General features: G+C 71.9%; 11 protein-coding genes and 1 tRNA gene. 6 read left to right on the forward strand and 6 right to left on the reverse strand.

Features of this window, described 5'->3' with window-relative positions:
* Positions 1-44 precede the first annotated feature (44 nt).
* Positions 45-1,430 (reverse strand): DUF445 family protein, encoded by a 1,386-nt coding sequence (locus tag B079_RS0130435; protein WP_018549640.1) that lies wholly within the window; start codon positions 1,428-1,430, stop codon positions 45-47.
* A gap of 196 nt (positions 1,431-1,626) precedes the next feature.
* Between B079_RS0130435 and B079_RS0130440 the strand changes: the two genes are divergently transcribed.
* Both B079_RS0130440 and rdgB read left to right on the forward strand, forming a co-directional pair.
* A complete protein-coding gene (locus B079_RS0130440; RefSeq protein WP_018549641.1) occupies positions 1,627-2,961 on the forward strand; it encodes an SGNH/GDSL hydrolase family protein in 1,335 nt (444 codons plus the stop codon).
* Positions 2,962-3,108: 147 nt separating this feature from the next.
* Positions 3,109-3,711, forward strand: coding sequence for an RdgB/HAM1 family non-canonical purine NTP pyrophosphatase (rdgB, locus tag B079_RS0130445; protein WP_018549642.1), 603 nt, complete (start codon positions 3,109-3,111; stop codon positions 3,709-3,711).
* 49 nt (positions 3,712-3,760) lie between these two features.
* Here rdgB and B079_RS0130450 read toward each other — a convergent pair.
* From B079_RS0130450 to bcp, 4 genes are all read right to left on the reverse strand, one after another.
* Positions 3,761-3,843: transfer RNA gene (locus B079_RS0130450), tRNA-Leu, on the reverse strand.
* A 14-nt stretch (positions 3,844-3,857) separates the two neighbouring features.
* Complete coding sequence (locus B079_RS0130455; RefSeq protein WP_026249234.1) at positions 3,858-4,520, reverse strand: HNH endonuclease; 663 nt, start codon at positions 4,518-4,520, stop codon at positions 3,858-3,860.
* Positions 4,517-5,170 carry an HNH endonuclease signature motif containing protein gene (locus B079_RS0130460; protein WP_018549644.1) on the reverse strand — a complete coding sequence of 218 codons (654 nt, stop codon included), beginning with the start codon at positions 5,168-5,170 and terminating at the stop codon, positions 4,517-4,519. The genes B079_RS0130455 and B079_RS0130460 overlap by 4 nt, the downstream gene beginning before the upstream one ends.
* A gap of 147 nt (positions 5,171-5,317) precedes the next feature.
* Positions 5,318-5,785, reverse strand: coding sequence for a thioredoxin-dependent thiol peroxidase (gene bcp / locus B079_RS0130465; RefSeq protein ID WP_018549645.1), 468 nt, complete (start codon positions 5,783-5,785; stop codon positions 5,318-5,320).
* 104 nt (positions 5,786-5,889) lie between these two features.
* On the opposite strand from bcp, the gene B079_RS0130470 reads away from it, so the two are divergent.
* Together B079_RS0130470 and B079_RS0130475 are read left to right on the forward strand one after the other, a co-directional pair.
* Complete coding sequence (locus tag B079_RS0130470; RefSeq protein WP_018549646.1) at positions 5,890-6,222, forward strand: DUF3618 domain-containing protein; 333 nt, start codon at positions 5,890-5,892, stop codon at positions 6,220-6,222.
* 81 nt (positions 6,223-6,303) lie between these two features.
* A complete protein-coding gene (locus B079_RS0130475) occupies positions 6,304-6,606 on the forward strand; it encodes a GroES family chaperonin (RefSeq protein WP_420705810.1) in 303 nt (100 codons plus the stop codon).
* 119 nt (positions 6,607-6,725) lie between these two features.
* On the opposite strand, the gene B079_RS0130480 is transcribed toward B079_RS0130475, so the two are convergent.
* Positions 6,726-9,413: a transglycosylase domain-containing protein gene (locus B079_RS0130480; protein ID WP_037802379.1), complete on the reverse strand. Its 2,688-nt coding sequence runs from the start codon at positions 9,411-9,413 to the stop codon at positions 6,726-6,728.
* Between the two features lie 1,396 nt (positions 9,414-10,809).
* Between B079_RS0130480 and B079_RS0130485 the strand changes: the two genes are divergently transcribed.
* Both B079_RS0130485 and B079_RS0130490 read left to right on the forward strand, forming a co-directional pair.
* Positions 10,810-11,610: an ABC transporter permease gene (locus B079_RS0130485; RefSeq protein WP_026249235.1), complete on the forward strand. Its 801-nt coding sequence runs from the start codon at positions 10,810-10,812 to the stop codon at positions 11,608-11,610.
* The gene (locus B079_RS0130490; protein WP_018549650.1) at positions 11,603-12,448 is read left to right on the forward strand and encodes an ABC transporter permease; all 846 of its coding nucleotides are present in this window, start codon (positions 11,603-11,605) and stop codon (positions 12,446-12,448) included. Before B079_RS0130485 ends, B079_RS0130490 begins: the two co-directional genes overlap by 8 nt.
* The last annotated feature ends 3 nt before the right edge of the window (positions 12,449-12,451 follow it).

Below are 12,451 nucleotides of genomic sequence, written 5' to 3' on the forward strand. Positions count from 1 at the left end.
CCCCCGTCCCACCGCACCCCCACCCCGCTGAAGCGGCGCAGCCCCTACGCCCCAAACCCCCGCGACACCGCGTAGATCACCAGCCCCGCCAGCGACCCCACCACCGTGCCGTTGATCCGGATGAACTGCAGGTCCCGCCCGATGTGCGCCTCGATCTTCCGGGTCGTGTGCTCCGCGTCCCAGCCCGCCACGGTGTCGGTGATCAGGGAGGTGATCTCGGCGCGGTAGGTGGTGACGACGTGCACCGCCGCGCCCTCCACCCAGCTGTCCACCTTCTCCTGCATCTTCGGCTCGGTCGCCATCCGCGTCCCGAGCGAGATCAGCCCCGCCCGCACCCGCAGCCGCAGCTCGCTGCGCTCGTCCTCCGCCGCCGCGACGATCATGGACCGTACGGCCGTCCACGCGGACGCGATCAGGTCCTGCACCTCGCTGCGGCCAAGGACCTCGCTCTTGAGCCGCTCCACCCGCGCCCGGGTCTCGGTGTCGGACTGGAGGTCGGAGGCGAAGTCGGTGAGGAAACGGTCCAGCGCGCCGCGCGCCGGATGGGTCGGCATCTCCCGCATCTCGGTGACGAAGCGCAGCAGCTCCTTGTAGATCCGCTCACCGACCTTGCGGTCCACGAACCGCGGGGTCCACCCCGGCGCACCGCCCTCCACCGCGACCATGACGTCGTCCCGGTGCCGTACCAGCCAGTCGTGGGCGCGGGAGACCACCAGGTCCACGACCCGCCGGTGACCGCCGTCCTCGACGATCCGGTCGAGCAGCTTGCCCACCGCCGGGGCGATCTCGCGGGAATCGGCCCGACGGGTGATCGCCTCGCCCACCACCGCCTGCACGTCGGAGTCGCGCAGCACGGTCAGCGCGCCGCGCAACGCGGTCGCCAGCTCGGCGGTGACCCGGTCGGCGTTCTCCGGCTCCGCGAGCCACGCGCCCAGCCTGCTGCCGATGCCGACCGCGCGCAGCCGCTGCCGTACGACGTCCTGGGAGAGGAAGTTCTCCCCCACGAACTCGCCCAGCGACACCCCGAGTTGGTCCTTCTTCGTGGGGATGATCGCGGTGTGCGGGATGGGCAGGCCCAGCGGATGGCGGAACAGCGCGGTCACCGCGAACCAGTCCGCCAGCGCGCCCACCATCCCCGCCTCGGCCGCCGCCGCGACATACCCCGACCAGGGGCCCGCGCCCGCGTGCTCCGCCCAGGTGGCCAGGACGTAGACCACCGCGACGAACAGCAGCATCCCGGTCGCGGTGAGCTTCATGCGCCGCACGCCGCGCTGCCGTTCCTCGTCGGCGGGGGTGAAGGCGGTCATGGTGCGGTACGACGCCGCGCCGCCGCCCGGCCGCCGCCGGCCGCCCGCGACAGGCGTACCGCCCGCAGCACCGCCCCTCTCGCCACCCGTGCCGTCCGGCCTGTCCTCTTCCGCGTGTTCCATCTCGCTCCACCCGTCCGGTGATCCCGCACACACATTGTCCCTTCCAGGGGACTTCCGGAACGGAACAGGGGTTCCTCACGTCTGTCTCAGGGGTGGTACGGGCAGGGTCCTGTCAACCCCGTCGGTCCCATGGCCCATCATGGGATCTTTGGAAGCGGAGCCCCCGGCTCCAGGCCCCGAGGAGATCAGCACCAGCGTGACCAAGCGCCACGGTTATGCCCTGCTCAGTGCGCTCGCCGCACTCGTCGTGATCCTGTCCGCCGTCATCTACGTCACGACGACACGCGGTGAGAGCACCGCACGCGGCACGGTCGCCGACAACGGCCCCCACCACGGCTCCACCGTCGCCCCCGCCTCGGCGGGCACCTGGGTCGGAGCCTGGTCCGCCGCGCCCGCGGGCGCCGAGCCGGGCACCGAGACCCTGGGCATGGCGGGCCGCTCGGTGCGCAACGTGATCCACGTGGGCACCGGCGGCACGAGCGCCCGCATCACGCTGTCCAACCTCTACGGCCAGACCCCGCTCACCCTCACGCACGCCTCGCTCGCCGTCTCCGCGGGACAGAACACCGCCGCCGCCCGTGCGGAAACGATGCGGCGGCTCAGCTTCAACGGCGCCGCGAGCGTCGTGATCCCGGCGGGCGAGCAGATCACCAGCGACGCCGTGCGGGTGAACATCCCGCACGACACGGACGTGCTGGTCACCACGTACTCCCCCACCCCGTCCGGTCCCGTCACCTACCACCCGCGCGCACGGCAGCTGTCGTACGTCGCGGCGGGCGACCGGACCGAGGACGCGACGGGTACGCCGTTCACCGCGCAGACCCCCTTCTGGCGGTACCTGACCGCGCTGGACGTGATCAGCCACGAGGCGGACGGCACGGTCGTCGTGTTCGGCGACTCCATCACCGACGGACTGACCTCCACGATCGGCGCCAACCGGCGCTGGCCCGACGTGCTCTCCCAGCGGCTGCGCGCGGCCGTGGAGAGCGGGGACCAGCTGCCCCGGTACACCGTCGTCAACGAGGGCATCAGCGGCAACCAGGTCCTCGCGGACGGCCTCGGACGCCCCGCCGACAACCCCAGCGGCCTCGGGCGCTTCGGGCGGGACGTGCTCGGCCGCCCCAACACCAAGGTCGTGATCATCGACCTCGGCATCAACGACATCCTGCGCAACCCGCGCCGGGCCGACCCCAACAAGATCACCGACGGTCTGCGCACGCTGGTCCGCCAGGCGCACGCCCGCGGCCTGAAGGTCGTCGGCGCCACCCTGATGCCGTTCCAGGGCCACCTCGGCTGGACCCCCTCGCGCGAGATCGTCCGCGAACAGGTCAACGCCCAGATCCGCTCCGGCAACGTCTTCGACGCCGTCGTCGACTTCGACACCGCCCTCCGCGACCCCTACGCCCCCCACCGCCTCCGCCCCGAATACGACTCCGGCGACCACCTCCACCCCAGCGACCTGGGCTTCCACAAGATGGCGGAAGTTTTTGACCTGCGGACGCTGCGGGGGGCGGGGCAGACCGAGCTTTAGCCCTCCGGGCGGTCCGGGGGTTTGAGGGTTCAGGGGGGCTGAGGGTGCGGCTCCGGGTGCAGGCGCCGTCCTACGGCCGTCCAGACGGAGCACCCGAGCCGCAGGGGGCCGGACGGACCTGCCGCCGGGGGCGTGAATACTGGCCCCATGACCCGCTTGATCCTTGCCACCCGTAACGCCGGAAAGATCACCGAGCTGAGGGCGATTCTCGCCGAGGCCGGACTGACTCATGAGCTGATCGGCGCCGATGCCTTTCCCGAGGTGCCGGACGTCAAGGAGACCGGTGTGACGTTCGCCGAGAACGCGCTGCTCAAGGCGCACGCGCTCGCGCAGGCCACCGGTCTGCCCGCCGTCGCGGACGACTCCGGCCTCTGTGTGGACGTACTGAACGGCGCGCCCGGCATCTTCTCCGCCCGCTGGGCAGGACGCCACGGCGACGACCGGGCCAACCTGGACCTGCTCCTCGCCCAGCTCTCCGACATCGCGGACGAACACCGCGGCGCCCACTTCGCCTGCGCCGCCGCCCTCGCCCTGCCGGACGGCACCGAGCGCGTGGTGGAGGGGCAACTCCGCGGCACCCTGCGCCACACCCCGGCCGGCACGAACGGCTTCGGCTACGACCCGATCCTCCAGCCGGAGGGCGAGACGCGGACCTGCGCGGAGCTGTCGGCCGACGAGAAGAACGCGATCAGCCATCGGGGGAAGGCGTTCCGGGCGCTGGTGCCGGTGGTACGGGAGCTGCTGGGCTGAGCACGGCGAAGGGCCGCCTTTTCCAAGGCGGCCCTTCGATTCCCAGACGTGCGGCCGATGGGAGTCGAACCCACATGGGCAAATGCCCCGAGGCACCTAAAACCTCTGCTTATACCATTCAGCAACGGCCGCGTGTCCCGCCCATGCTACCGGGCTGTCCACGGCTTTCGGTCTCCCCCTCGGCACCATGTGCTGGTGGTGGCGTGACAGTTGGGGCACAGCAGCCGCAGGTTCTCGCGCCGGTCGTCGCTCCAGTTCCCGTCGATGTGATCGACCTCCAGCGTCATGGGCAGACCGAGCCATTCCGGACCCACACCGCACTCCGCGCACTCCTCGGGCACCCCCACCTCGCGCAGCGCACGACGGAGCAGATGACTCCGTGTCCGGCGCTTGCCGTCGTGACGCACCAGGATGTCCTCGGCGCGCCTGACCGGGGTGGTGCCCTGCTTCCCTCGCTGATGGGCCTGGCCCAGGAAGTGTGACGTCGTGAGGTGATCCTCGGCTGTCCACCGGCGCAGCAGCGCACGCTGACTGCCGTTGTCCGGGCGGCCGAGTCGACGAAGCACCTCTGCGACGGAGATCGACTCGGCAACCGCCGTACGCAGTTCCTCAGGCGTGGGACGGGGCGGCCTGCCGATGGGCTCGAAGTGCGAGATGTCGATCCCGAAGTGGGCGAAGCGCCTCATCAGGTAGCGATCGAGGTTGTCATACGCGTGGGTGCCGAAGAAGGCGACGACTTCATGGAAGCTGGAGCACTCCCCGGCCGCCCGCGTCAGCAGCTCCCGCGTGTACCGCACACCGCCGCTCATCCGACTCCCCCCTCGGCGCGCCCCTTGCCCCGCCCCCGGTAACTGTCCGTCGTCGAATGGCAGTTGGGGCAGAGGAACCGGAGGTTCTCGATGCGGCTGTCCCGCCAGTCACCGTCGACGTGATCGACCTCCAGCGGGAGAGGGCGCCCCCGCCAGACGGCTTCCGTGCCGCAGAGCGCGCATTGCTCCCGTACGCCCATGGCGACCATCGCCCGTTTGAGCCGGTCCCCCGGGATGCGCCGGGCGGTGCCGACGGGCTGCTGGACGAGCAGCGCCTCCGGGGTCCGGGGGCGCCGGGGCTGCCCTCGCCGTCCCGGCCGCCGGAAGTGCGAGGTGTCGATCCCGTACGCCTTGATCCGGCGGCTGATGTGCGTGTGGTGGCCGCCGACGACCTCCAGGCCGAGGTGCCGCAGCACGTCGCACATGGTCGTGGAGGCCCGGACCGCCTGCTCAAGGATCTCCCGCGTCCACTTCACCCCCTCCCGCTCGAAGTGCGAGACGTCGATCCCCAGCTTCTTCAGCCGTCCCCGCACATACCGCCGAGTCGAACTCGCCGGGTCCACCCCCAGCCGCTCCAGCGCCTCCGACAGGTTCCGCGCGCCCCGAGCCGCCTCCTCCAGTCGCTCTCGGGTGTACACGCTGGCTGGCATCGAACCCCTCCGTCCCGGCCGCACGTTCGTCGCCCGCATGGAGTAACGAACCGGTTATCGGACGGTCACGCGCGGAAAGCGGGGAGCCGGTGAAGGAACGGCCCGCGCCGGAAGGTTCCGGGGCGGGCCGCTCAAGAGCAGAAGGGGTCAGATGCCCAGGTCCTTGATGATCTTGGCTACGTGGCCGGTGGCCTTGACGTTGTAGAGGGCCCGTTCGACCTTGCCCGCTTCGTCGACGATCACCGTGGAGCGGATGACGCCGACGACCGTCTTGCCGTAGAGCTTCTTCTCGCCGTAGGCGCCGTACGCCTCCAGGACCCGCTTGTCGGGGTCGGCCAGGAGGGTGATCTTGAGGGATTCGGCCTCGCGGAACTTCGCCAGTTTCTCCGGCTTGTCGGGGGAGATGCCGATGACGTCGTACCCGGCACCCGCCAGCAGCTCCAGGTTGTCGGTGAAGTCGCACGCCTGCTTGGTGCAGCCGGGGGTAAGCGCCGCGGGGTAGAAGTAGACGATGACCTTGCGGCCCTTGTGGTCCGCCAGGGACACCTCGTTGCCGTCGGCGTCGGGGAGGGTGAAGGCCGGGGCGGTGTCCCCGGGCTGGAGTCGCTCGCTCATCCCGCCAGCCTAATCGGCCGCACCGGGGCCCCTCGCCGTGCGGAGCGGCCAGGAACTGACAGACTGTTCACCACAAAGCATCAGCAGACTTCGGAGGCCGTACGGTGGCGGAGACGTCGGACACCAGAACACCGGCGCAGATCGAGGCGGACATCAAGCGCCGTCGTGAAGTGCTGGCCGAGACGCTCGACGAGATCGGGGTGCGTGTGCACCCCAAGACGATCGTCGGCGATGCCAAGGCGAAGGCCGTCGCCAACCTCGACCATGTCTTCGGCCAGGCCTTCGTCACGGCCAACCGGGTGATGACCGAGGTACGGGACCAGTTCGTGGACGACGACGGCGCCCCCCGCATGGAGCGGATCGTGCCGGCCGCGCTGATCGTGGCGGGCGCGGTGGGTCTCGTGGTCCTCGGCGCGACCCGGCGGCGCAGGCGCTGAGCCCCGGCAGGTAGGTTCGGGGGCGTGAGCGCCAACAGAGACGAGCAGAGCACACCCCACCACGACAAGCTGCCCATCCGGATGCTGCACGACCGGGTGCTCGTGCGGCAGGAGACCGGTGAGGGCGAGCGGCGGTCGGGTGGTGGCATCCTGATCCCCGCCACGGCGGCGGTCGGGCGCAGGCTGGCCTGGGCGGCGGTGGTCGCGGTCGGGCAGAACGTGCGGACCGTGGAGCCGGGCGACCGGGTGCTGTTCGACCCGGAGGACCTGGCCGAGGTCGAGGTGCGGGGCGTGGCGTACGTGCTCATGCGCGAGCGTGATCTGCACGCCGTGGCCGCCGACCGCTTCGAGGGGTCGCAGGACTCCACGGGGCTGTACCTCTGAGACCCCTGAGATCTCCGGGACCTCCGGGACCTCCGGGACCTCCGGGACTTCTGCGGACGATACGGCGAAGGGGCTGGTGACCTGGTCACCAGCCCCTTCGCCGTGTGCGCGGCGGGCCGTCAGTCGCGGCGGCCGTTCAGCGCCGGGCCGCCGAGCCCGGCCGGGAGGCCGCCCCCGTCGGCTCCCCCGCCGCCCGTGGCGTCCCCGCCGGTCGCGCCGCCCGGCGTGCCGCCGGTGGCCGCGCCGCCGTTCGCCCCGCCGGGGGTGCCGCCGGTCGCGGCCCCGCCGGTCGTGGGGGCGCCGCCGGTGGCGGCCCCGCCGTCGGTCGGGGTGCCGCCGGTCGCGCCGCCGTCGGTGGGCGTGCCGGTGGCCGCGCCGCCGTCCTGGCCGCCGTCGGTCGGCGTGGTGCCCTGGCTGGGCGTGCCGGTGGCGGTGCCGCCGTCCTGGCCCGCGTCGGTGCCGGGCTCGGTGGGCGACAGGGTGGCCGGGGCCTCGACCTCGGCGCCCTGCTGCAGCTCCAGGTCGAAGGCGGCGGCGGGCTTCCCGCTGAGCGCGTCCTTGGTGTACTGCGCCCAGATCTGGGTGGGCGGGCCGCCACCGTTCATGCGGGGCTGGCCGAGCGCGCCGTAGAGCGGCTGGTGCTGTGCGGTGACCGGGTCCTGGCCCATGACCGCGACGACGGTGGCCAGGTCGGGGGTGTACCCGGCGAACCAGGCGGCGGTGTCGCGCTCGGCGGTGCCGGTCTTGCCCGCGGCCGGGCGGCCCGCGGCCTTGGCGGCCATGGCGGTACCGGTCTCGACGACGCTCCGCAGCACGGAGGTGGTGGTGTCGGCGGCCTCACGGCTGACGACCTGCTTGGACTGGCCGCCGGGGAGGGTCACCGGGATGCCGCCCTTGGTGACCTTGTCGATGAGGGTGTACCTGCCGTGGCGGCCGTGGTTGGCGAGGGTGGCGTACGCCTCGGTCATCTCCAGGACGCTGGCGTTGGCGGTGCCGAGCGCGATGGACGGGGACGGGTAGAGGTCCGGGGTGTCGGAGGGGATGCCGAGGTCGATCGCGGTCTTCTTGACCTTGTCGGAGCCGACGTCGGCGGCCATCTGCGCGTACACCGAGTTCACGGAGAGGTCGGTGGCCTTGCGGACGGTGATCTTGCCGTACGACTTCTGGTCCTCGTTCTCCGGGGCGTAGGCGCCGCCGCTCCAGCCCTGTACGGGGCGCTTGTTGGTGCCGTCGTAGTAGGTGTTGGGGGAGATCGGCTTGCCGTCCTGGGTGGTGGAGCCGTTCTGGACCGCCGAGGTGAACACGAACGGCTTGAAGGTGGAGCCGACCTGGAAGTCGCCTCGGGTGGCGCCGTTGGTGTACTGCTTCAGGTAGTCGATGCCGCCGTACAGCGCGACGACGCGGCCGGTCTTGGGGTCGATGGACGCGCCGCCCGCGCGGACGTACGTGTCGGCCTTGCGGTTCTTGTCCAGCTTGGAGATCAGCTGGTCGTCGACGGCCTTGACGAAGTCGTCCTGCTTGTCCTTCTGGATGGTGGTCGTGATGCGGTAACCACCGCGCGTCATCTGCTCCTTGGTGAGGATGTGGTTGCCGGTGAGGTAGTCCTTGACCGCCTCGACGAGGTAACCGCGCTGGCCGGACAGGCCGGTGGAGATGGTCTGTTCCTTCGGCATGGGGAACTTCAGGCCGGTGCGCTCGGACTGCGACAGCCAGCCCTTCTTGACCATGCCGTCCAGGACGTAGTTCCAACGGGCCACGGCGGCGGGCTTGTTCTCGGGGTGGGCGACGACGTCGTACTCGCTGGGCGCGTTGACGAGCGCGGCGAGGTAGGCGGCGTGGGCGGCGTCGAGCTTGACGGCGTCCTGGCCGTAGTACGCCTGGGCGGCGGCCTGGATGCCGTAGGCGCCGCGGCCGAAGAAGCTGGTGTTGAGGTAGCCCTGGAGGATCTCGTTCTTGGACTTCTCGCGGCCGAGCTTGACCGAGATGAAGAACTCCTTGGCCTTGCGGGTCAGGGTCTGTTCCTGGGCCAGGTAGTAGTTCTTCACGTACTGCTGGGTGATGGTGGAGCCGGACTGCTTGCCCTTGCCGGTGGCCATGTTCCAGCCCGCGCGGAGCATCGCCTTGGGGTCGACGGCGGGCTCGGTGTAGAAGTCCCGGTCCTCGGCGGCGAGTACGGCGTGCTGGGCCTGCTTGGAGACCTCGGCGAGGTTGACGTTCTCGCGGTTGACCTGGCTGTCGCGGGTGTCGCGGGCGAGCTGGGAGCCGTCGGCGTAGAGGTAGACGTTGCTCTGCTTGGTGGCGAGGGCGTTGGCGGGCGGGATCTTCACCATCGAGTAGCCGAGGAAGAAGAGGCCGATGAGCAGCAGGGCGCCGACGACGACGGTGCCGAGGACGAGACGCCAGCCGGGGACGAAGCGGCGCCAGCCGGTGCGCTTGGGCTTTTTGCCGTTGCCGTTTCCGCCGTTTCCGCTGCCGCTGGCTGTGGCGGTCTCCGGTCCGGTGTCCGAGGTGCGGGGGATGACGCTGGTGGCCGCGGACGCTGCCGTGCTGCCGGTGCCGCTGACGGTCGCGGCGGCGGGGCCGGCCCCCGGCTTGTCGCCCTGCCGGGGCGCGTTGACCCGCCGGAGCACCTGCGTGTGCTCGTCGGCGGGCGGCTCCCCCTTCGGGTCCTTGATCTTCCGCAGCACCTGGGTGCTCTCGGTGGCGGGCGGTTCGCCCTTGGCCCCCTGCGGCGCCTTGATCCTCCGCAACACCTGCGTGCTCTCGGCAGCGGGCGTCTCCTCCGCCCCGGACCGGGGCCCGGGCACGGAGGGCGACTGAGCGGCACCGGGTCCACCGGAGGACGAACGGCCGACCGGGGTCGCACCGCTGGACTGAGCGGCCTGACCACCCTGCCCCGGACGCGACGCACCGCCGGTCTGACCACCCTGACCGGGACGGCCTGCTCCGCCGGACCGGGACGCGGATCCAGCCTGCCCGGAGCGGTCACCACCGGCGCCCTGGGGGGCCTGGCCCTCCTGCGCGGAGCGGGACGCGGCACCGGACGGGCCGGTCTGACCGGGACGGCCTGATCCGCCGGACTGGGATGCCTGACCGCCCTGGCCCGGACGACCCGTACCGGCGCCCTGGGGCGCCTGGCCGGTCTGACCCGGACGGTCGGCGGTACGGCCCGCGTCGGCGGCCTGGCCTACTCGGTCGGGACCGGCTCCCTGCCCCTGCGGGGCCTGCCCACCGGAACGCGCGCGGTCCGCACCGGCGGACTGAGCGGCACCCTGGCCGGGACCACCCGTACCGGGGCCCTGCGGGGCCGCACTGCCCGAAGGCGTACGGCCCGAACGGTCAGCGGTCTGACCACCCTGCGCCGGGCGCCCCGGACCACCGGCTTGAGCACCCTGCCCCGGACGGCCCGCCCCAGATGCCTGACCCGGGCGGTCACCCCCGGCAGCCTGGTTCGGCTGACCACCCCGACCCGCACCAGCGGGCTGACCCGCCTGAGCGGCGCCCTGGCCGGGACCACCCGCACCGGAACCCTGCGGAGCCTGACCGCCCGAAGGCGTACGGCCCTGGCCGTCCCCCGCGCCAGCGGCCTGGCCACTCTGCGCCGGACGCCCCGGGCCACCGGGCTGAGCGCCCTGCCCCGGACGGCCGGAACCAGAAGCCTGACCCGCCTGCCCACCCGAACCCGGACGGCCGGGACCGGAACCCTGGCTCGCCTGACCGCCCGAACCCGGTCGGCCTGCACCGGCCGACCGGCTCGCAGGGGTGGCATCGGGGCTCTGGTCGGGGCGACCCGTCTCCCCCGGTGCGGGGCGACCCGTCTCGCCCCCCGGCGTCGACGCAGTGCCCCCTGGGCCCGGGTCGCGGCGGGAATCGTCGGCGCTCCCGGGGGTCCGGGGGGCCGGCTTCGCCTGGTGGCCCGGGGTTTCGGGCCCCTCAGCCGGCTGCGGTGCGCCAGGCGCCCCGCCCTCGGTCGGCCGATGCGGCTGCTCGTCGCTCATCTCGTGCACGGACTCCTGTTTCGCGTCGTACGTTTCCGTACGCCTCGTACGCCTACCTGCGCCCCCAGTTTGAAGACTCTCGCACCTGGCGTTCCGTTCCCGGATTCAGGCACGCTTCCGGCACGGAAAACGCGTGGCCGGCCGCCGGGCCTCCGGACTAGGCTCCTGCGCTTCGGTGTCGAAGAGTCCGAGGAGGTGGACCGACGTGAGCGCGGGACGGTTGTACGCGGCCGTCGCAGCAGGGGGATTCAGACGGTACGCGACCTACCGGGCCGCCACTGCGGCAGGGGTGTTCACCAACACCGTCTTCGGGATCGTCTTCGTCTCCACCTACCGCGCCCTGTGGGAGGCCCGCCCGCATCTCGGCGGATACGACGAGGCGCAGGCCGTGACCTATGTATGGCTCGGCCAGGCGCTGCTGTCGACGCTGGCGATCGGGGGCGGCGGCGCCGAGGAGGAGCTGATGGAACGCATCCGTACGGGTGACGTGGCCATCGACCTGTACCGGCCAGCGGATCTTCAACTGTGGTGGCTGGCGGCGGACCTGGGCCGGGCGTTCTTCCAGTTGCTGGGCCGCGGGCTGGTGCCGTTCGCCGTGGGCACCCTGTGTTTCCCGGCGTATCTGCCCGAAGATCTCGGCACCTGGCTGGCCTTCTTCGTCGCGGTCGTGCTGGCGATGCTGGTGGGGTTCGGCATCCGCTACCTCGTCGCGCTGAGCGCGTTCTGGCTGATGGACGGGGTCGGCATGGCTCAAATGGCGTGGCTGGCCGGGGTGTTCTGCTCGGGGATGCTGCTGCCGCTGAACGTGTTCCCGGGCGCACTCGGCGAGATCGTCCGCGCGCTGCCGTGGTCCTCGCTGCTCCAGGCCCCGGCGGACGTGCTGCTGGGACAGGCGGACCCGCTGGAGACGTATCTCTTCCAGGGCGCGTGGGCGGTGGCGCTGCTGGGCGCGGGCCGCCTGCTGCAGTCGGCGGCGACGCGGCGGGTGGTGGTCCAGGGTGGCTGAGGACACCAGGGCGGCTGAGGACACCGTGGGCCGGGTGCGCGAGGGCGTCCGCGCCTACCGGCTGGTGGCGGGCATGTGGCTGCGCTCCACGATGGCGTACCGCGCCTCCTTCGCGATGACCGCGTTCGGGAACTTCGCCGCGACCTCCTTCGACTTCGTGGCGATCATGCTGATGTTCTCCCGGGTGGGGAAACTGGGCGGCTGGACGCTGCCCGAGGTGGCGTTCCTGTACGGCCTGTCGGGGCTGTCGTTCGGCCTGGCCGACCTGGCGATCGGCTCGATGGACCGGCTCGGCCGCCGGGTGCGCGACGGCACGCTGGACACCCTCCTGGTGCGCCCGGCGCCGGTCCTCGCCCAGGTGGCGGCGGACAAGTTCGCGCTGCGGCGCCTTGGCCGGGTGACGCAGGGCGCGCTGGTGCTCGGCTGGTCGCTGTCCCGGCTGGACGTGGACTGGACGGCGCCGAAGCTGCTCCTGCTGCCGCTGACGGTGGTGAGCGGGTTCGGGATCTTCTGCGCGGTGTTCGTGGCGGGGGCGGCGTTCCAGTTCGTGGCGCAGGACGCCTCGGAGGTGCAGAACGCGTTCACCTACGGCGGTACGACCCTGCTCCAGTACCCGCCGACGGTGTTCGGGCGGGAGCTGGTGCGCGGGGTGACGTTCGTGCTGCCGCTGGCCTTCGTCAACTGGCTGCCCGCCTGCTATCTGCTCGGCCGGCCGTATCCGCTGCGCCTTCCGGAGTGGGTCGCGTTCGCGCCGCTGCCGGTCGCGGTGGGCTGCTGCGCGCTGGCGGGGCTGGCGTGGCGGGCGGGACTTCGTACGTATCGGAGCACAGGGAGCTAGCGG

Origin of the sequence: Streptomyces sp. LaPpAH-108, from assembly GCF_000373625.1 — a bacterium.
GTDB lineage: Bacteria > Actinomycetota > Actinomycetes > Streptomycetales > Streptomycetaceae > Streptomyces.

Bases quoted from the DNA above. Each gene is read 5' to 3' on its own strand.
- B079_RS0130435 (WP_018549640.1), bottom strand. From the start codon at position 1,430: ATGGAACACGCGGAAGAGGACAGGCCGGACGGCACGGGTGGCGAGAGG.
- bcp (WP_018549645.1), bottom strand. From the start codon at position 5,785: ATGAGCGAGCGACTCCAGCCCGGGGACACCGCCCCGGCCTTCACCCTC.
- B079_RS0130460 (WP_018549644.1), bottom strand. From the start codon at position 5,170: ATGCCAGCCAGCGTGTACACCCGAGAGCGACTGGAGGAGGCGGCTCGG.
- B079_RS0130455 (WP_026249234.1), bottom strand. From the start codon at position 4,520: ATGAGCGGCGGTGTGCGGTACACGCGGGAGCTGCTGACGCGGGCGGCC.
- B079_RS0130475 (WP_420705810.1), top strand. From the start codon at position 6,304: ATGCTGCACGACCGGGTGCTCGTGCGGCAGGAGACCGGTGAGGGCGAG.
- rdgB (WP_018549642.1), top strand. From the start codon at position 3,109: ATGACCCGCTTGATCCTTGCCACCCGTAACGCCGGAAAGATCACCGAG.